We start from the raw sequence: 20,106 nt of genomic DNA, 5'->3' as shown, positions 1-20,106 counted from the left end.
TAAACAGCAAGGGAGTTTTTAGCATAATGAGTGAAATCGTTGCAAGCTACTTACTACATGACAATAAAGGAAATTTTCATAAAAAAGCGGAAGGAATCGCTTTAGGACTAACCGTCGGCTCATGGACAGATCTGCCGCTTTTAGATCAACAGCAGCTTCAAAAGCATAAAGGGCGCGTCGTATCCGTAACTGAGCTTCAAGACTGCGAACGTGTTAACGGATATTTAGGCGGAGAGGTTAAGCAGGCTATTGTCAAAATTGCTTATCCTACTGCCAACTTTTCAAGAGATTTACCGGCTATTTTAGTTACGGTTTTCGGAAAACTATCACTTGATGGAAAAGTGAAATTATTAGACTTGGATTTTCCTGATGAATTATTAGCTGAATTCCCAGGACCGCGCTTTGGAATAGAAGGTATACGAGAGAAACTAGGCGTTTATGACCGTCCGCTTGTGATGAGTATTTTTAAAGGCGTGATTGGAAGAGACATGACGTACTTAACAACTCAGCTGCGTGAGCAAGCGCTTGGCGGAGTGGATTTGGTTAAAGACGACGAGATTTTGTTTGATAGTGAACGAACACCTTTTGAAACTCGCGTTACAGAAGGAAAAAAAGTACTGAATGACGTATACGAAAAAACGGGACACCGCACGCTGTATGCTGTTAATTTAACGGGACGAACGTTTGAATTAAAAGAAAAAGCGAGAAAAGCAGCTGAGCTAGGAGCCGATGCTCTTTTATTCAACGTATTTGCTTACGGGTTAGACGTACTGCAGGCACTTCGAGAAGATGATGAAATTAACTTGCCGATTATGGCACACCCAGCTGTTAGCGGAGCGCTTACGCCATCAGAGTTTTACGGTTTTTCAAATTCATTACTGCTTGGAAAACTATTGCGCTTAGCCGGAGCAGATTTCTCACTGTTTCCATCACCATACGGAAGCGTAGCGCTTTCTCTTGAAGATACGACAGGCATTGCCTACGAATTAACGCGTCCTGTGTACAAATATAAGCAGACTTTCCCGGTTCCTTCAGCAGGAATTCATCCTGGAATGGTACCGCAGCTTGTGAAAGACTTTGGAATCGACAGCATTATTAATGCAGGAGGCGGAGTTCACGGTCATCCAGACGGCGCTATCGGAGGAGGAAAAGCATTCCGTTCGGCGATAGATGCAGTACTCTCTCATCAAACACTAGCCGAAAAAGCGGAAGAATCAAAAGAGTTGCAAAAAGCTTTGCAACTATGGGGAACAGTAGAGGTGAAAGCATGACATCGTTAAAAATCTTTTGTGACTTTGATGGAACAATCACAAATAGCGATAACATTATTGCTATTATGAAACAATTTGCTCCTCCGGAGTGGGAAAGTATTAAAGACGACGTGCTAGCACAGCGCGTCTCCATTCAAGAAGGAGTAGGGCAAATGTTTGCCTTGCTTCCCGTGGAATTAAAGGAAGATATTATTTCTTATATTTTAGAGACGTCTGCTATTCGAGATGGATTTGATGATTTTATTGCCTATACAAAAGAGCATCATATTCCGCTTTATATTGTAAGCGGAGGAATTGACTTTTTTGTAAAACCGCTTTTGGGAAATCGAGTTGCAGAGGAAATGCTCTACTGCAACGGATCTGATTTTTCCGGTGAGCATATTTCCATTACGTGGCCTCATACATGTGATAAACAGTGTACAAATGACTGCGGCTGCTGTAAGCCAACGATTATTCGCCATCTTGCAGATGAAAGAGATCATACGGTTGTTATTGGCGATTCAATTACAGATTTGCAGGCTGCCAAATTAGCTGACACTGTCATTGCGCGTGACTTTTTAATTAAAAAATGCGAAGAGCTATCTCTACCGTATCGTCCTTTTTCTACTTTTTATGATGTGATTCACCATTTACAAGAATTAACAGAAGAGGTGAAAGCATGAGTATTATGGCTCAGCAAAGATTACACGAGCTTGCAGATATAAAAGATGAGTTGGCAGAGCGCGATTGGTTCTTCGGTACAAGCGGAAACTTAGCGATTAAAGTGGATCAAAATCCGACAACTTTCTTTGTATCAGCAAGTGGAAAAGATAAAAGAAAACGCACAAATGAAGACTTTTTGTTAGTTGATCAATACGGGAAGCCTGCAGAAGAAACGCATTTAAAGCCTTCTGCTGAAACGCTTTTACACGTTAAGATTTACGAGTCAACGAATGCTGGGTGCAGCCTTCATGTACATACAATCGACAACAACGTGATCTCTGAACTGTACGGAGGTGAAGGGTTTATTTCATTCAAAGGCCAAGAAATTATTAAGGCACTGGGTATTTGGGAGGAAGATGCGGAAATTACTGTTCCGATTATTCCGAATTACGCGGATATTCCGACACTAGCAGAAGAATTTTCTCACCATATAAAAGGCGATCAAGGCGCGATTTTAATTCGTAACCACGGGATTACGGTATGGGGGAAAAATGCGTTTGAAACAAAAAAAGCGCTAGAAGCCTATGAATTTCTATTTAGCTACCATGTGAAATTACTATCACTTAAAGGCATTAAGCCAAAGGTGCATTTATAAAAGGAGGAAATAAAAATGGCGCAAATTCGCTTACATGTAAATAATAAAAGGATTGAAACTCAAGAGGAAGTATCAGTTTTTCTGGCAAACAATGAAGTTATTTATGAAAACTGGGATATTACAAAACTTCCAGAAAATCTTCGTGAAAAATATGATTTAACTGATGAAGAAAAAACAGAAATTTTAAACGCTTTTGGTGAGGATATTAAAGATATTTCTGAACGCCGCGGCTATAAAGCTCAAGATGTTATCTCGTTATCGGAATCTACACCAAACATTGATGAATTGTTAAAAAACTTTCAGCGCAAGCATATTCATACAGATGACGAAGTTCGCTTTATCGTAAGCGGTCATGGAATCTTTGTTATTCAAGGAAAAGACGGTGAATTTTTTGATGTTGAATTAGAGCCGGGCGATTTAATTTCAGTACCAGAAAACATTCTTCATTACTTTACACTAATGGAAGATCGTAAAGTAGTCGCTGTGCGAATTTTCGTGACAACTGAAGGATGGGTACCTATTTACGCATAACAACTACTTGTAAAGCATAGGTCATGATCACCCCACTTTTACATCTAAAAGCGGGGTATTCTTTGGATTATTATAAAACTAACTATTTTTATATGAATAATAAGTTTAATAGGAGGAACACCATGAAAAAGAGTAAAAAAATGCTGTGGCCACTTACTTTGCTCGTGCTTCTAGTTTTTGCGCTGGCTGCCTGCACGAAAGAACAGCCAAGTCTAAACGAGAAAGCACAGGCAGCTCCAGCGCAGCAAGCGGCTTCTGCTAAGCCTGTACAGCAAGAAGGAAAAAAGATTACGAAAGATACAAAAATTGCTCTTATTTCTGAATTTACGTCAGGCACTCACGCTGCTCAGTACATAACAGGTGTGACAAAAGCGGCTAAAAAAGCAGGAGTACAGCTATCCGTTTCTGATTCTAATAATGATCAATCTAAAATGGCGGCGTATTTAGACACGGCTATTAACCAAAATGTTGACGGTATTATGATTGACCACGGCCGGGCTGAAACCCTTGAACCTGGCGTGAAGCGCGCGATTGCAAAAGGGATTCCCGTTATTGCAACAGACGTAGAATTAAAAGTAGAAGGCGTTACAACGATTGACCAAGATGATTATATGCTTGCGCTCCAGGGGCTAAAGCAAATGATGCAGGACATTAACGGAAAAGGAAATATTGTATATGCGTTTGTTGGAGGCTTTGCACCGATGGAAAAACGCGACAGCATTTATAAAATTATGATGAATCGCTATCCAGATGTAAAACAAATTGCCACGTTTGGAAGCGCAACAGACAACACCTCTCTAGACACTCAAAATAAAATGGCGGCTGTATTAAAGCAGTATCCAAATAAAGGAGACATTGCAGCCGTTTGGGCACCTTGGGACGAATTTGCAAAAGGAGTCACAAGAGCGATTAAAGAAGCAGGACGAGATGAGATTAAGGTATATGGAGTGGACTTATCTGATGAAGACCTGCAAATGATGCAGGCAAAAAACAGCCCGTGGAAAGCGTCAGCTGCTGTAAACCCAGCTTCAGTAGGAGAAAAGCAGGTTGATCTGCTTCTTAAAAAGATTTCCGGTCAAGAGATCCCTCGTTATTATTCCTTTGATCCGGTTTTAGTCAAACAAACTGACTTGCCTAATCAAACGATTAATATGGACCAGCTTAGTCAGTACGTAGAAGAATGGGGTAAAAAAGAGTAGAAGTGGAGGGACAGACATGACGAACGAGCTTTCAATGAAGAACATTACAAAAAACTTTGGTTCTTTTCAAGCGCTGAACAAAGTTGATTTTACTGTTCAAAAAGGGGAAATTCATGCTTTATTGGGAGCCAATGGTGCCGGTAAAAGTACGTTGATGAAAATATTGTGCGGAGCTTACGACGAGTACGAAGGAAAGATTTACAAAGACGGAGGAGAAATCTCTATTTCTTCTCCTAAAGAAGCGAAGAGCCACGGCATCGGCATTGTACACCAAGAAGTCGATGTAGCGCTGATTCCTTCGCTATCAGTAGCTGAAAACATTGTGTTAGACGTGCAGGTTTCTAAGAAAAGTAAGACATTTGTAAACTGGAAATCTATTTATAAGAAAGCGGAAGAAGCTCTTTCTTTACTTGGTTCTTCTTTATCCGTTAAAAAAAATGTTGTTGATCTAACTCTATCAGAAAAACAGCAGGTGCTTATTGCACGTGCAATTGTACAGAATGTTGATTATTTAATTTTGGATGAACCAACCGCACCTCTTAGTGTGGAAGAGACGAAACAATTGTTTTCTGTGATGAGAGAGCTGAAGAAAAGCGGAGTAGGCATTATTTATATTTCACATCGCCTTCAAGAAGTGGTTGATATTTGCGACCGCTTAACGGTTTTAAAGGACGGACGCTATGTAGCTACAAAAGAAACTTCACATACATCAATTGAAGACGTGATTACGCTCATGTTAGGAACGTCTTCTGTAAAACAGTGGGTCAAAAAATCAGTAGAAGTTGGAAACGAACTTTTACATGTAGAAGCATTATCCCTTCCAGGGCGCCTTTCGAATATCTCTTTTCATGTAAAAGAAGGAGAGGTAGTCGGTATTGCAGGGCTTGTAGGAGCAGGGAAAACGGAGCTTTGCCGAAGTCTATTTGGTTTAGAGCAATATGTCAGCGGCAGCGTTCGGTTAAAAGGCAAGAAACTAAAGTTGAATAAGCAGCCGTATTATTATATTGCACAAGGTCTTTCTCTTGTTCCTGAAGAACGAAGAAAAGAAGGAATTTTTGTTCATGAATCGATTGCCGATAACTTAGTTTTGCCAAGTCTGTCCCGCTTTACAAATTATTCGTTTCTAAAGCGAGGAAAGATCAAAGAAAAAGCGCAGAAAACGACTGGGCAAGTTGGCGTAAAGTCTCATTCTATCGAGCAGTCAGTTGGAACGTTAAGCGGTGGAAATCAGCAGAAAGTAGCAATCGGAAAATGGCTTGTTACGGATTCTGACGTACTGTTGTTCGATGAGCCAACTAAAGGGGTTGATGTGGGCTCTAAGCGAGAGATATTCGACTTAATTACAGGGCTTGTGTCACAGCAAAAAGGCGTTGTTTATGCAACCTGTGAATTCGAGGAGCTGCTAGGGGTAGCGGATCGAATTTATGTTATGTACAACGGGAAAATCGTGAAAGAATTATCCAAAGAAGAAGCAACTAGTGAAAAATTATTTTATTATACAGCAGGAGGAGTAAAAGGATGAGTGCGGAGTATGTAACAGAACCTGTAGCGAAACCAAAGAGAAAAATAAGCGTTTTCGACTTTTTTTACAAATATGGGACAGTCTTAATGATTTTTGTTATTATGATTATTTTTTCCATTGCCACACCTAACTTTTTAACAGGAGAAAACATTAGTGATATTCTGCGCTCTATTTCCATTGTTACCTTAATTGCGCTTGGTGTAACGATATCGTTAACGGTCAACGGACTCGACTTATCTGTAGGATCTACGGCTGGTTTAGCCACTATTTTATCAGCTTCTATGCTCGTTTTACACAGACAAGAAATTGCAGTTGCGATCATTGTTCCGATTATTGCATCGCTTCTCATCGGGTTAGTGAATGCTTTTTTAGTAGTGAAAGTAAAGATTCCTGATATTTTAGCCACGCTTTCAATGATGTTTATCGTACAGGGGATTTTATTAACGTATACAAAAGGCTCAGCTATTTATACCAATATGCCTTTACCAAGCGGAGAAAGAGCTCCGGGAATTTTCATTCCTTCTTTCCTTGCGCTGGGGCAAGGTCACTTTCTAGGTATTCCCGTCCCTGTGATCATTATGCTGCTGACTGTGCTGCTTGTTCATATCGTTTTTTCCTATACAAAGTTTGGTCGTTTTTTCTACGTAACAGGAGGTAACATAGAAGCAGCAAGACTTTCGGGTGTACCGGTTAATCGTTATCGTATGTATGCCTATATGTTTTCAGGTTTGCTTGCTGGAATTGGAGGAGTCGTTTTAGCTGCCCGTATTGGAGTAGGAGAAGTGAACGCAGGCTCACCATTTTTAATGGATGCCGTAGCTGCGACATACATTGGCTTTTCCGTATTTGGAGCAGGGAAACCGAATGTATTCGGGACGCTGATTGGCTCTATTTTAATTGGTGTGCTGTTAAATGGATTAACGATGCTAAATGTTCCGTATTATATGCAAGATATTATTAAAGGAGCTGTATTAGCAGGAGCCTTGGCTTTAACGTATTACCGCTCGAAACAAACATCTACGGCTGTGTAAACAGCCGTTTTTTTTCGTTTGAAATCGGGAAGAATAAGGAAAAACAATAGTATAATCTATTATTTATGTAGAAAGAGGGAGTATAGATGAAACGTGTCGTCATTATAGGAGGAGTAGCCGCCGGAATGAGCGCAGCTTCACAGCTTCGCCGGATGAAAGAAAAAGAAGAAGTGGAAATCCTTGTGTTTGAAAAAGGTGGAGATATCTCTTACAGCGCATGTGGCATGCCTTACTATCTGTCAGGTGTTGTAAAAGAAAAAGACGATTTGATTGCTCGTACGAAACAAGAGTTTGAAGAGCGAAATATCTCCGTCCATCTTTTTCACGAAGTTAAAGAAGTAAACCATACAAAGAAATACATAGTAGCACAAGATGTCAAAACGCACGCTGAAAAAGAGATAACATATGATGAACTCATCATTGCAACTGGAACAATGGCTGTTAAACCTAATTTTATGAGTGATAACATGCCGAATGTATGCACATTAAAGTCATTAGAAGACAGCGAAAGAATCTATACATATCTACAGGCTCACTCCGTAGAAAAAGTCACTATTATTGGTGGAGGATATGTCGGAATGGAAGTAGCTGAAGCAATGAAGGCTTTGGGAAAAGAAGTACGGGTCATTGAACAGGGAAAGCAGATTCTATCTATTTTAGATCAAGACATGGCAGAGCATCTACAAAAGCAGCTAGATGACGATATTTTATTTCATTTCGAAGAAGAAGTGGAAGCATTGCTGCATTCAGATGGTTCCGTCACTCACGTTCAAACAAACCGTCAAACGTACCAAACGGATTTAGTGATTGTAAATGTAGGAGTTCGTCCGAATACGCAATTCTTAGAAAGAAACGGACTAAGAATGCTTGAAAATGGAGCTATTTTAGTAAACGAGAAGTTGGAAACCAACGTGCCTCATATCTACGCAGCGGGAGATTGTGCAACGAGCTATCACCGCGTATTAAAAAAAGATGTTCATATTGCTCTTGGAACCATTGCCAATAAGCAGGGAAGGGTTCTTGGTTACCGATTAGGGGGAGAAAATAGAAAATTTCCGGGTGTTCTAGGTACAAGCATTGTCAAAGTGATGGACTATGAAATCGGAAAAACCGGCATTTCAGAAAGAGAAGCAAGAGAAAATTCTCTTTTATACAAAACCATCACAGCCGGGGCTCCGAGTCATGCTTCTTACTATCCAGGAGCTGAAAAGATTGTGATAAAACTTGTTTATCATCCTGAAACAAAAGAGATTTTGGGGGTTCAAATGATTGGGAAAGAAGGAGTTGCAAAAAGAATCGATGTATTTGCGACAGCTATTACTTGCCGCCTCACAACAGATGAAATAACCATGCTAGATCTTTCGTATGCCCCTCCTTTTGCTACGGTATGGGATGCTGTACAAATCGCTGCTCAAAAAGCTGAATAAAAAAGAGGCTGGGACAAAAGTAGTTGAGTCCAAGTAAAAAAAGAACCATTCATCAACCTGTTTGATGAGTGGTTCTTTTTTTTTTTGATGGTGCACATCGTTTTATTTGTTTCGTTCCTTCTAGCAATTGATTGGAGGGCAAGGAGAAGACTCCTGCGGGAAAAGCGGAACAGGTGAGACCCCGCAGGAGCGAAAGCGACGAGGAGGCTCAGCGGCCGCCCGCGGAAAGCGAAGCCTTGCACGGAAATCAATTGCGGTGTCATAAGCAGTCCAGCTCATGTATCTCATTTGTTCGTCTTTCGTTTGGATTTATTTCGTTATGTCTCAACCTCTTTTTTATTCGACAAGCAGCATCTTTTGTCGAAAAACAACTTGTAAAAAAAAGATAAACGGTATTCCTATAGTAATGTAAGCGTTTATAAATTCCGACAAAATAATTTTTTTGCGAAAAAAATGTCTATTATTGCGACTCTATTTACATATTTAGTAGAATTTGTAATAATGCGTTATAAGCTAATTTCTTTGTCATAGGAGAGGATTTTGTGTTTGGAGTGAGAAATAGAACGAAATCAGAGAGATTATTAGTGGAAATCGTCCAAAAAAGACAAAAGATGGTGCAGCTCGGAGAAGAAAAAGGTCTGACTAATGAAGAAACCGTTACCTGTAGTCAAGAGCTTGATCAGCTCTTACTCGTTTATCAAAAGCAGCGTTTAAAAGAAGAGGAAGAAAAGACATCGTTTGCCACACTGATTAGCCGCTTTTTATCTTTTTCAAAGCTGTAATGCAGGACAAGCATTCGGGATCGGGCAGTGAAACAATTACGCTGCCCGTGGCCTCTCTTCAGCTTTAAAAAATGTTAATTAAAAAAATCATAAACAAAATACCAAAAATAAACGAATAAGTAGCAAATCTTTCGTTTCCATCGCCGTGACTTTCCGGAATTAACTCTTTATAAATAATAAAAAGCATGGCTCCGGCAGCAAACGCTAATCCATATGAAACGAGAGACTCCACAAAATTAGTTAAATAAAACCCGAGTAAAGACGTTACAATTTCAACTGATCCTGTAAGGGTAGCAATTAAAAATGCTTTTATTTTACTGATATTTTGCTGAGCTAAAAATAGCGCGACCAACAGTCCTTCAGGTGCATTTTGAAGACCGATTGCAAGGGCAATTAAGTTCCCTGTATTTTCAACATTTGAAGCGTAGCTCACACCAACAGACAGTCCTTCAGGAAGGTTGTGCAACGTAATAGCGGAAACAATTAAAAGTGCTTTTTCATCAAACTGTATGCCGGTTTTAGAATGCTCAAGATCAATGTGAGGAATATTCTGCTCCAACAGTGTTAATGTTACCACGCCAAGCAGTAAGCCAATCGCTAAGGAAAAAAAACCGCCGCTTTGAAGAGATTCTGGAATTAAGCTCATAGTAGAAGCTGCTGTCATAATGCCTGCAGTGAGCGCAAGAAGTATATCTTTCCAGCGATGAGTGAGTTCTTGATTCAAAAATAGAATAGGCAAAGCGCCTACTCCAGTCGATAGCGCAGAAAGAATGCTTCCAATTAGTACCTCAGTCATAAACCGTCTCCTTTTACGTATTCTTCTTTTTATCCTCAATTCACATCGTTCTTTTAGTGTATGTTTTTTTGTTTTCTATGAGCATGACTATTTTAAAAATGAACAGCTTTATGCAATAATTTTACAAAAAAGTTGAACCAGTGAAGGTTCAACTTTTTAGGTGAAGTACAGCTCCTGAACTTGGTTAGCAATGTGCTCAAGCTTATTGGAAACTTGAGGAATGCCATATCCTACATACAAAGGAGATGTGGCAAAGCGAGGAATGATTTTCGCTGCAATTTTGCCGTTTTTAAGATTATAAAAAAACAAGTTGTAGCTCGTGCAGCTACGATGAAAATGATTTAATAAATAGTGAGCAGCCGTTTGAAGATAATCTGCAAACGTGTGCAGCTCTTTGTCAAGCTGATCTGTTATCACGTTAAATTCAAAAAAGCCCATTCGAGGTTTTACAGATAAATTAAATGTGACGTGTTCATTTTTGGCAATTGTGACTCCTTCAAACTGCTCTAGCTTCACATTTTCATTTACATCCATCTCATTTAAACCAATAATTTGCATATGAGGATGTCGTAATGATCCTCCGGACATGGGGCCGTGATTTTTAAAGAAAAGAACAGAAGCATATTCTCCGCTGTTCATCATCGATATCCATCGTTCAGTAGCAAAACTCAGCAAGGTATACAGATGTTCTTTTGGATAAATAGATAGTTCTGAAGAACACTCATCGGTCTCAATGATAACCGTCTGATAAGCATCTTGCAGAACGGGAAACTTATTTTTTAGCCAAATGATAGGTCCTTGTTTTTCAATGATGCCTGTAAGAGATTCTACGTCGCAAAAGGGACAGGGGTTTTGCCGGTTAACGATTGTTTCAGGCTTTTGCGAACCAATCGCGGAATTAAATAATAAATGGGTTGGTTTCATAATCATTCACCTTTTTATGTAATGTTCATATGTTTATTGTATTAAAAGCATATGTATAAATCCACTTATATACATTTTTTATCAAAAAAATTGTACAAGCAGAGAGAATAACCGATGAAATAAGCCTGCTTTGATTGACTTTGAAGGGAAATTTTAGTATTATCTTGATATCAAGATAATATCAAAGGAACTGATTAAAATGACGAATGATGTAACTAGAGAAGAGTTAGACCAATCTCTTAAATTATTTATTGTACTATCTCGTGCCAATCGTTCAATTAATGATCATGTGCATAAATTTATTCAACAGCATGGAATGAATCCAACCGAATTTGCTGTCCTAGAGTTATTGTACCACAAAGGCCAGCAGCCTCTTCAGCAAATTGGCGGAAAAATTCTGTTGGCAAGCGGCAGTATTACGTATGTAGTAGACAAGCTTGAGAAAAAAGGCTTCTTGGAGCGCGTTGCTTGTCCGAGCGATCGTCGCGTAACCTATGCAGCTATCACCAAGCAAGGCAAGGAAATGATTGAAAGCATGTTTCCGAGTCACGAAAAAAGAATTCATGATATTTTATCCGTTTTATCTAGCGAAGAAAAGGAAGTTGCCATTTCGATGCTTAAGAAACTAGGGCACTATGCAGATGAATTTTTGCCGGAATCGACTAATTAATTAAGGAAAGCTCGTTTGTTTCTGTTGAACAAACGAGTTTTTTCTATGACTTCTTTCATGGCCAATCGACATCAAAAATAAAAAGTGACAAAAAATTGAAATTAACAGGAATACAGCTGGATAAAAACGAATTAGGTTACATACAGACAATAGAGGAAGGGGAACAAATGATGAAATTTGAGAATTATACATATACGCGACCTGATATGAATGAAATTGAAAAGCAGTTTGAAAAGGCCATTACACATTTTACGGAAGCAGCGTCAGTCAGTCAGCAAAATGAGGCAATTCGTCTAGCAAACGATGCGTATTCTCAGTACAGTACAATGGGGAACATCTGCTATATTCGTCATTCTATCGACACAGCCAATGAATTTTATAAAGAAGAACAAGACTATTTTGATGAAACACAGCCGCTTTTAGAAGGATACGTAGAGAAATTTTACAAAGCCTTAATCTCTTCACCTTTTAAACCGGAACTAGAAGAAAAGTGGGGAAAGCAGCTGTTTTCTCTTGCTGAAATGCAGTTAAAAACGTTCTCTCCTGAAATAGTAAAAGAGCTGCAGGAAGAAAATAAGCTATCATCTCAATATACGAAGCTAGTGGCGTCAGCTAAAATTGTATTTGAAGGAGAAGAAAGAACGTTAGCTCAGCTCGATCCGTTTATGGAGTCACCTGATCGAGAAATGAGAAAAAAAGCAGCAGAAGCGAAGTTTCAATTTTTTACTGATCATGAAGAGGAATTTGATGATATTTACGACAAGCTTGTAAAAGTGCGGACTAAGCTTGCTGAAAAATTAGGCTATAAAAATTTCGTAGAAGTGGGCTATGCTCGTATGTCTAGAATAGGGTACGATGCTGAAATGGTTGCCGCTTTTCGCCAACAAGTGAAAGAGTATATTGTTCCCCTTACTGAAAAACTAAAAAAGCGTCAGCAGGAAAGAATTCAAGTAGAGAGCTTAACTTATTATGATGAACCGTTTCAGTTTGAAACAGGAAACGCAGTGCCAAAAGGTGATGAAAAGTGGATTATTGAAAATGGACGGGTTATGTATAAGGAGCTTTCTAAAGAAACGGACGAATTTTTTTCCTTTATGCTTGAAAATAATTTAATGGATTTAGTCGCTAAAAAGGGCAAAGCAGGCGGAGGCTACTGTACGTTTATTGAAGAATACAAAGCGCCGTTTATTTTTTCAAACTTTAATGGAACATCAGGCGATATTGATGTGTTAACGCATGAAGCAGGGCATGCTTTTCAAGTGTATTCCAGCCGAGATATGGAAACCAATGAGTATCACTGGCCTACGCATGAAGGAGCTGAAATTCATTCGATGAGCATGGAGTATTTTACATGGCCTTGGATGGAGTTGTTCTTTAAAGAAGACAAAGATAAATACCAGTTTTCTCATTTAAGCTCAGGCTTAACTTTCTTGCCTTACGGGGTAGCAGTAGATGAATTTCAGCATGCTGTATACGAACGCCCTGAGATGACGCCTTCGGAACGAAAACAAACGTGGCGAGAAATTGAAAAGAAATATATGCCTTCTAAAAACTATGACGGCCATCATTATCTAGAAAGCGGTGGCTTCTGGCAGCGCCAGCTTCATATTTACACGTCTCCGTTTTATTATATTGATTATACGCTCGCTCAAATTTGTGCATTTCAATTTTGGAAAAAGGATCGAGAAAATCATGAACAAGCATGGCAAGATTACGTTCATTTGTGTAAGCTTGGCGGAAGTAAGCCATTTTTAGAATTAGTAGAGGAAGCGAATTTGATCTCTCCATTCGAAGAGGGCTGCGTGCAGTCTGTAGTAGATGAAATTGAAAACTATTTAAATAGTATTGATGATAAAAAGCTATAAAAACAGGGCTTGAGACATAACAAAATCAATCGAATCTAAAGACGAACAAATGTGAGAAACAATCTAGTATGAATCGCTTGTTACACCGCCGTTGATTTCCGTGCAAGGCTTCGCTTTCCGCGGGCGGCTGGTGAGCCTCCTCGGCGCTTATGCTCCTGCGGGGTCTCACCTATTCCGCTTTTCCCGCAGGAGTCTTCGCCTTGCCCTCCAATCAACAGCTAGAAGCACCTAGATTAAACCTACGCTCACCCTCATAATAAAAAAATCCGAATGAGTTTGATTTTTAATTAAAAAATAAACTCGTTCGGATCTTCCTTCAACTAACATACTTTTGTTCTAGCCTCTTTTTTTAATGGTTCACTCCTTGTTCCCATAAAGGAATCGTAAGGGTAACGCTGGTTCCTTCGCCCACAGTGCTTTTAATTTCAAATGTTCCTTTATGCTGATACAGAATGTTTTTAATCACAACAAGTCCAAGACCGGTGCCTGATGGCTTCGTGGTAAAAAAGGGCTTTTGAATGTGCGTAAGCAAATTTGAGGGAATACCCACTCCTGTATCTTTAATGAAAATAGTAAGGCCTTTAGTATGCTGAGTAACGTTTAAATGGATTTCTCCTCCGCTAGGCATAGCTTCGAGCGCATTTTTTAATAAATTGATGAGTACTTGTTTAATTTGATTGGCATCACAGCAGATGTATGTATGCGGAGCTTCCACCTGCGTTTTAACTACGACGTTTTTTAATACACATTCTGATTCATACAGAAGAATAACGTCATTTAAAATAGTAGAGAATGCATGTTTTTTCATAACCGTATCATGAGGTTTAGCGAGCAATAAAAATTCTCCAACGATTGAGTTAATACGATTCAGTTCACTCAGCATGATGGTTGTATAAGAATGATAGCGGCTGCTGTCTTCATGAATAAGCTGAATAAATCCATTCAGGGAAGTAAGCGGATTTCGAATTTCATGAGCGATGCCAGCTGCCATTTCGCCGGCTAAAGATAATTTATCGGTTTGGCGAAGAAATTTTTCTGTTTCCTTTTCTTCTGTAAGATCGCGTGAAATACCAAAAAGCGCAACGACTTGCTGATCACGATTAAAAATAGGTGAAACAGTAATTTCTACGTCAATTATTTTTCCGTCTTTTCGCTTATCTTGGGTTTCAAAGGCTACCAGCTTTTCTCCTTTTTTAACCCTTTCTAATCGGTTTTCAGCGTCGCCTTTTAAGCCAGCAGGAATAAATGGGATGGCTTTTCCGACAATTTCTTCCGCTTTCCATCCGTATATTTGCTCAAAAGCATCGTTTACTTTAATCACTTTGCCGTCTAGACTGAATACGGAAATGGCGTCGCGATTGTATGTGAAAAAAGATTGTAAATACTCTTGAGCTGAGTAAAGTTCATCTTCGGTTTTGTTCATTTTGACCGTCGTAATAGCAATCAATTTTTTAGAGAAATGAGCACAATACAACAAAATAATCATTGTGATCAGCGTAAACAAAATGAAATAAACGATATCTAATTTCACGAAAGTCACAGATGTAAAAAGAGTGTTGCTTACATAAAAGTACAAAACAATTATTATGGACATTAATGTAGAAGTTACAATAGCGATATAGCTATAGTAAATAAAGCTAACAATTATTCCAAGAAACAAAAACAAATAATTAATAACAGCAGGTTCAATAGATGTTATGTACGCAATATAGGCATAATAGCATATAAAAAAAGAATACATAATGATAGCAGGATGAAAATGAAAGTAATACATAGCCGTCACTACCAATAATAAAATTCCTCCGCTTATAAAAACAATCGGATGAGGATCAGCTGCAATAAAGTGATATAACACAATGTGGACAAAATACAGCAGCCAAAAAATAAGTAAAAGAATAAAATTACGTTTTTTTATGAGGTTGTGTGATTCCATAAAAAATCCCTTTCTTAAATGGTGAATAATTTTATAGGAGAATAACTTCATAGTCAGCTAGTCGCACGATACAGTAATATATCACTCATATTAGCATAGTTACAACTATGTGAATAGCCGAATTGAGCACTTAGACCAAGGAAGATAGATCTAGAATGTGGCCGGTCATAAACTATTAAGGAAATATGAGGGGAATATGAACGAAATGAAGGAGATGTAAAGCTTTTGTGATAACCTTGTAAAAGTGAACTTTTTTCCAATTGGATAGGCTATACTGCCAGTAGAGCCATATGAATGGTGACTACATAGAGGCTCAGATGATTCGAAAGGAGACGGTAAAATGAACAAAAGTTTATTAGTCAAGTTATTTGGATCACTTCTAGCAATTATGTTAATCACAGCATGCAACTCACAAACGGATGAAAAAGATGCAACAGAACAGCAAACCGAACAGTCGGATGATACTCAATCGGAGGATACAACGACAGATGATTCACAGGAAACAATGAAGCAAGACGAAGCAGATGACTCATCTGGGGATGAAGCAGCTGATGATCAAGAAGAATCAACGGATAGTGCGGACGAAAAAACAGATGAAAAAACAGATGAAAGTAAATAAACGAAAGTATTTCTATAAAAAAAGCGACTCAAGTAGAGTCGCTTTTTCTATTAGTTTTGTACGGTGATTTCGCTCGCTTCATTTAACGTTACGTTCACTGTTGATACGTCCGCATCATCTAACAGTAAATCTGTAATTCGATCTTCAAGCTGTTCTTGAATTGCTCGGCGGAGTGGTCTAGCACCAAATGCAGGGTGATAGCCAAGTTCAGCCAGTTTTTCTTTTACCTCATCTGCTACGCTCAGCGTGATGTTTTGTTCTTGTAATGTTTCTTTTAATTCAGCAAGCATAAGGTCAACGATTTTAATCAAGTTATCTTTTTCAAGGTGATTAAATTCAATGATTGTATCAAATCGATTTAAAAACTCTGGTTTGAAATAAGATGAAAGTGAATCTAAAACGGATGCCTGCTTAAGCGCATCATTTTCTGCGTCAAACCCAACCGTAATTTTCTTTTCACCTACACCAGCGTTACTTGTCATAATGATAACCGTGTCTTTGAAGCTTACTGTGCGACCTTGACTATCCGTTAGACGTCCATCTTCTAAAATTTGCAAAAACATATGCTGAACGTCTGGATGAGCTTTTTCAATTTCATCTAGTAAGATGATGGAATAAGGGTTACGGCGTACTTTCTCTGTTAATTGTCCTGCCTCTTCATGACCTACGTAGCCAGGAGGTGAGCCGATTAATTTAGACACCGCGTGTTTTTCCATATATTCACTCATATCTAGACGAACCATTGCATCTTTTGAGCCGAACAGTTCTTCAGCTAATGTTTTGGTTAACTCTGTTTTACCGACACCTGTTGGACCGACAAATAAGAATGAACCAATTGGGCGATGCTTCGCTTTTAATCCAGCGCGAGAACGTCGAATTGCTTTTGCTACTTTTTCGACAGCTTCCTGCTGTCCGATTACTTTTTGAGCTAAGTGCTCTGCTAAATGCTTCATTTTTGCTGATTCATTTTCTTGAAGTTTACCAACAGGGATACCCGTTTTCTTTTCAATAATGGCTTGAATGTCAGCAATATCCACATTCATTTTTTGCTGTTCTTCGTTTAGTTGTTTTTCAAGAGCAGCTTCTTCATCGCGCAGTTTTGCCGCTACTTCATATTTTTCATCCTTTAGCGCCTGCTCTTTTTCTTTTGTAATTTCTTTTAAGCGAGCGGCTGCGTCGTCTTTATTTGTAATGCCTGCCTGTAAGTTCATTTTTGAACCTGCTTCATCTAGCAAGTCAATTGCTTTATCAGGCAAGAAACGATCTTGAATGTAGCGGTGTGATAAATTTACACAAGCGCGGATCGCTTCATCTGTATAGCTAACGCCGTGATAATCTTCATATTTACTTTGAATTCCTTTTAGAATTTCAACGGCTTCTTCTACAGACGGTTCGTGAACCATAACCGGCTGGAAACGTCGTTCAAGAGCCGCATCTTTTTCAATGGAACGGTACTCTTTTAAAGTTGTAGCTCCGACTACTTGAAGTTCACCTCGTGCAAGAGCAGGTTTTAAAATATTGCTTGCGTCCATTGAACCTTCCGCTGAACCTGCTCCTACAAGAAGGTGGATTTCATCGATAAATAAAATCACGTTTTTTCGCTGTTGAAGCTCGGAAATTAACTGTTTCATACGCTCTTCAAATTGACCTCGCACGCCCGTATTAGCTACGAGTGATGCTACATCTAACAGATATACATCTTTATTTAGCAGCTTTGCAGGAACTTTTCCTTCCGCAATTTTTAAAGCTAACCCTTCGACTACAGCTGTTTTACCAACACCGGGTTCTCCAATTAGTACCGGGTTGTTTTTGTTTCTTCTATTTAAAATTTCAATGACGCGCTCTACTTCTTCTTCGCGGCCAATAACAGGGTCAATTAATCCCGTTTTCGCAATTTGAGTTAAGTTTCGACCAAATTGATCTAAAAAGCCTCCGCCGCCGTTTCCTTGCTGTGGCTGCTCCGGTGCAGCTTGTTCGTGCGCCATTTGCTTGAATAAATCATCGATGTTCATAAAGCCGCCACCTCCAAAGCCTGATGGGATTTTATGTTCTTTCATTAGTGCTTGATAACATGTATGACATAAACGATATTGAGATTTTTGATTATTTGTTTGTACATTTAATTGAATAGATGCTTCACGTTTATTACAGTTTTGACAAATCATTTAATTAGCCTCCCTAAATGATTTTAATCGAAGATCAGCAGGTGTTTGACCTTTCTTGACCTTTCGTAATCTCATTATACTTTGACCTTTTTTGACTTTCAAGTCTTTTGCTTAAAAATTTTTTGAGGGAAGTTCCTCGCTTATGTACAAAAGGTAGTACATTAAAAAAACGTGTGTTTTGTGTGTACCCGTTTTATATATATAAAAACATTAGAAGCATTTTGTACAATGATTTGCTTAGATAGAGAATAAATATTAATAAGAAGAAAAGTGGAAAAATGAGTGCAGAGCCTGCCGTTGGATAAAATAAGTTATTGACAGCAAGAAGGATAAAAATTATACTCAAGAAGGTTTGCACTTAACTGCGTAAAAGCATAAAAGCGTTTAAGTGAAAAAGAAAGATAGAAAGGGAATACCTCATGAAAAAAGAAATTTCATTTATACAATCAATAGCGGTGGTTTTGGTGCTATTAGCTATTATTTTTGTTTCATTATTTATGTTAAAGCTGCCGCCTCATATTCCGCTAATATTTGGTGTAGCATTTATTAGTGTGATTGGCTTTTTGTTGAAATATAAGTGGACAGAAATGGAGAAAGGCATTTTAGACGGTGTTAGACTTGGCATTAAGCCTATCCTTATTCTAATGCTGATCGGGATGCTCATTGCGATTTGGATGGTAGGAGGAACGATACCGACGATTTTATCCTACGGCTTCCACTGGATTTCACCGCAGTACTTTTTAATTAGTGCTTTGGTTATCACCGTGTTAGTTTCAACATTCACGGGAAGTTCATTAACAACCGTCAGTACGGTAGGAGTCGCTTTATTTGGCGTGGGAACTGCTATTGGTGTACATCCAGGGCTAGCAGCAGGGATGATTGTTTCAGGAGCTGTGTTTGGAGATAAGATGTCTCCATTGTCTGATACAACAAATTTTGCTTCTGGTATCGTTGAAGTACCGCTCCCTAAACATATTCAGCATATTACGTGGACGACGGTTCCAAGTATTGTTATTACAGCAATCATTGCATTGGTAATCGGAATGAACGGAAATCATGAAAGCGTCAATTACGGAGAAATTCAAGGAATTCAAGAAGCATTAAAACATACGTTTAATTTACACGTGTTAACGTTGCTTTCTCCACTCTTAGTTCTTATTTTTTCGATGAGAAGAGTCGATGTATTGCCAACGTTAGTTTTAGGGATTGTAACGGCCATTATTACAGGAATGATTACACAGCATGAATTTACGCTGAGTCAATTGCTAGGGGTTCTTCAAAGCGGGCCGGCAATCGAGTCAGGAAATAAAGTAGTCGATGCGATTGTAAACAAAGGCGGATTACAGTCCATGATGTTTTCTATTTCTCTTATCATGATTGCCTTGTCGCTAGGTGGCTTGATGAGAGCGGTTGGAATTATTGATGCTTTATTAAAAGGATTAGCAAAACAAATCCGCCGCAGCGGAGACGTTATTTTTGCTACGCTTCTATCTTCAATTGGAGTGAACGTTATTACAGGAGAACAGTATTTATCAATTCTTCTGCCTGGGCAAACGTTTAAGCCGCTGTATGAAAAGTGGAACTTAGATCCGAAAAACTTATCACGAACGCTTGAAGACGGTGGAACGGTTATTAATGCTATTATTCCGTGGGGTGTCAGCGGAGCTTTTATTTCAACTGCATTAAATATTCCAGCGGCTGACTATATTCCATTTACATTCTTTAGCATTTTATGTCCGATTTTTTCAATTATTTTAGCATATACAGGCATTGGTATTGCCAAGAAAAAAGCTCAGTCTTAACTGGGCTTTTTTCTTTTTAAAAAAGGACAGGTAAAAAACGACAAAAAAAGTATCATTCCACTTTTCAAATCTATAATTTAATAATACAATTTACTATACGTCTTTCCTGTTCATGTATTTGTATGAATTCTTATTTCTTTATTAATGAAGAAATTTGGGTTTTGCGGTATGATAAATAAGCTGTATTGGCGATGGGATGAATGCCCTTTTTAGCAAACATTTAAGAAGGGTAAAGGCAAATGAAAACACTCATTATAAAAGAGAAAAGATAT

Annotated in this window: 19 protein-coding genes; 14 read left to right on the top strand and 5 right to left on the bottom strand. The window is 38.7% G+C overall.

Annotated features, from left to right (window positions below):
• Positions 1-26 precede the first annotated feature (26 nt).
• The 10 genes from mtnW (at position 27) to ACRPLY_RS15255 (ending at position 9,060) form a co-directional block, all read left to right on the top strand.
• Entirely contained in the window at positions 27-1,271 is a 1,245-nt protein-coding gene (gene mtnW, locus ACRPLY_RS15300; protein ID WP_289578822.1) for a 2,3-diketo-5-methylthiopentyl-1-phosphate enolase, read from the top strand.
• Positions 1,268-1,933: a 2-hydroxy-3-keto-5-methylthiopentenyl-1-phosphate phosphatase gene (locus ACRPLY_RS15295; RefSeq protein WP_048020344.1), complete on the top strand. Its 666-nt coding sequence runs from the start codon at positions 1,268-1,270 to the stop codon at positions 1,931-1,933. The genes mtnW and ACRPLY_RS15295 overlap by 4 nt, the downstream gene beginning before the upstream one ends.
• Positions 1,930-2,568: a methylthioribulose 1-phosphate dehydratase gene (locus ACRPLY_RS15290; protein ID WP_098112864.1), complete on the top strand. Its 639-nt coding sequence runs from the start codon at positions 1,930-1,932 to the stop codon at positions 2,566-2,568. Before ACRPLY_RS15295 ends, ACRPLY_RS15290 begins: the two co-directional genes overlap by 4 nt.
• A gap of 15 nt (positions 2,569-2,583) precedes the next feature.
• Positions 2,584-3,099 carry a cupin domain-containing protein gene (locus ACRPLY_RS15285; RefSeq protein WP_098112865.1) on the top strand — a complete coding sequence of 172 codons (516 nt, stop codon included), beginning with the start codon at positions 2,584-2,586 and terminating at the stop codon, positions 3,097-3,099.
• A gap of 122 nt (positions 3,100-3,221) precedes the next feature.
• The gene (locus ACRPLY_RS15280; protein WP_028414165.1) at positions 3,222-4,298 is read left to right on the top strand and encodes a sugar ABC transporter substrate-binding protein; all 1,077 of its coding nucleotides are present in this window, start codon (positions 3,222-3,224) and stop codon (positions 4,296-4,298) included.
• 16 nt (positions 4,299-4,314) lie between these two features.
• On the top strand, positions 4,315-5,820 hold the full coding sequence (locus ACRPLY_RS15275) for a sugar ABC transporter ATP-binding protein (RefSeq protein WP_028414164.1): 1,506 nt from the start codon (positions 4,315-4,317) through the stop codon (positions 5,818-5,820).
• Complete coding sequence (locus tag ACRPLY_RS15270; RefSeq protein WP_028414163.1) at positions 5,817-6,851, top strand: ABC transporter permease; 1,035 nt, start codon at positions 5,817-5,819, stop codon at positions 6,849-6,851. The genes ACRPLY_RS15275 and ACRPLY_RS15270 overlap by 4 nt, the downstream gene beginning before the upstream one ends.
• A gap of 86 nt (positions 6,852-6,937) precedes the next feature.
• A complete protein-coding gene (locus ACRPLY_RS15265; RefSeq protein ID WP_432231935.1) occupies positions 6,938-8,278 on the top strand; it encodes a CoA-disulfide reductase in 1,341 nt (446 codons plus the stop codon).
• A gap of 127 nt (positions 8,279-8,405) precedes the next feature.
• Positions 8,406-8,543 (top strand): hypothetical protein, encoded by a 138-nt coding sequence (locus tag ACRPLY_RS15260; RefSeq protein WP_165573317.1) that lies wholly within the window; start codon positions 8,406-8,408, stop codon positions 8,541-8,543.
• Positions 8,544-8,820: 277 nt separating this feature from the next.
• Complete coding sequence (locus tag ACRPLY_RS15255; protein WP_013082228.1) at positions 8,821-9,060, top strand: aspartyl-phosphate phosphatase Spo0E family protein; 240 nt, start codon at positions 8,821-8,823, stop codon at positions 9,058-9,060.
• Positions 9,061-9,124: 64 nt separating this feature from the next.
• Here ACRPLY_RS15255 and ACRPLY_RS15250 read toward each other — a convergent pair whose 3' ends face one another.
• Entirely contained in the window at positions 9,125-9,856 is a 732-nt protein-coding gene (locus tag ACRPLY_RS15250; protein WP_028414161.1) for a ZIP family metal transporter, read from the bottom strand.
• A 156-nt stretch (positions 9,857-10,012) separates the two neighbouring features.
• The gene (locus ACRPLY_RS15245; protein WP_028414160.1) at positions 10,013-10,780 is read right to left on the bottom strand and encodes a DUF4931 domain-containing protein; all 768 of its coding nucleotides are present in this window, start codon (positions 10,778-10,780) and stop codon (positions 10,013-10,015) included.
• Between the two features lie 199 nt (positions 10,781-10,979).
• On the opposite strand from ACRPLY_RS15245, the gene ACRPLY_RS15240 reads away from it, so the two are divergent.
• Both ACRPLY_RS15240 and ACRPLY_RS15235 read left to right on the top strand, forming a co-directional pair.
• Entirely contained in the window at positions 10,980-11,450 is a 471-nt protein-coding gene (locus ACRPLY_RS15240) for a MarR family winged helix-turn-helix transcriptional regulator (RefSeq protein ID WP_014461070.1), read from the top strand.
• Positions 11,451-11,620: 170 nt separating this feature from the next.
• Positions 11,621-13,315, top strand: coding sequence for a M3 family oligoendopeptidase (locus ACRPLY_RS15235; RefSeq protein ID WP_028414159.1), 1,695 nt, complete (start codon positions 11,621-11,623; stop codon positions 13,313-13,315).
• A gap of 80 nt (positions 13,316-13,395) precedes the next feature.
• Here ACRPLY_RS15235 and ACRPLY_RS15230 read toward each other — a convergent pair whose 3' ends face one another.
• Complete coding sequence (locus ACRPLY_RS15230; RefSeq protein ID WP_014461068.1) at positions 13,396-13,530, bottom strand: hypothetical protein; 135 nt, start codon at positions 13,528-13,530, stop codon at positions 13,396-13,398.
• Positions 13,531-13,664: 134 nt separating this feature from the next.
• A complete protein-coding gene (locus ACRPLY_RS15225; protein ID WP_154989303.1) occupies positions 13,665-15,248 on the bottom strand; it encodes a PAS domain S-box protein in 1,584 nt (527 codons plus the stop codon).
• Positions 15,249-15,588: 340 nt separating this feature from the next.
• Here ACRPLY_RS15225 and ACRPLY_RS15220 point away from each other — a divergent pair, with 340 nt between their 5' ends.
• Positions 15,589-15,867, top strand: a complete 279-nt coding sequence (locus tag ACRPLY_RS15220; protein WP_033578378.1) for a hypothetical protein — start codon at positions 15,589-15,591, stop codon at positions 15,865-15,867.
• A gap of 50 nt (positions 15,868-15,917) precedes the next feature.
• On the opposite strand, the gene ACRPLY_RS15215 is transcribed toward ACRPLY_RS15220, so the two are convergent.
• Positions 15,918-18,032, bottom strand: coding sequence for an ATP-dependent Clp protease ATP-binding subunit (locus ACRPLY_RS15215; protein ID WP_034268219.1), 2,115 nt, complete (start codon positions 18,030-18,032; stop codon positions 15,918-15,920).
• A 419-nt stretch (positions 18,033-18,451) separates the two neighbouring features.
• Here ACRPLY_RS15215 and nhaC point away from each other — a divergent pair, with 419 nt between their 5' ends.
• On the top strand, positions 18,452-19,834 hold the full coding sequence (gene nhaC / locus ACRPLY_RS15210; RefSeq protein ID WP_033578380.1) for a Na+/H+ antiporter NhaC: 1,383 nt from the start codon (positions 18,452-18,454) through the stop codon (positions 19,832-19,834).
• The last annotated feature ends 272 nt before the right edge of the window (positions 19,835-20,106 follow it).

The sequence above is a fragment of the Priestia sp. TGN 0903 genome (genome assembly GCF_050846855.1).
Lineage (GTDB): Bacteria > Bacillota > Bacilli > Bacillales > Bacillaceae_H > Priestia > Priestia zanthoxyli.
This window is presented reverse-complemented; position numbering and strand designations above follow the sequence as displayed.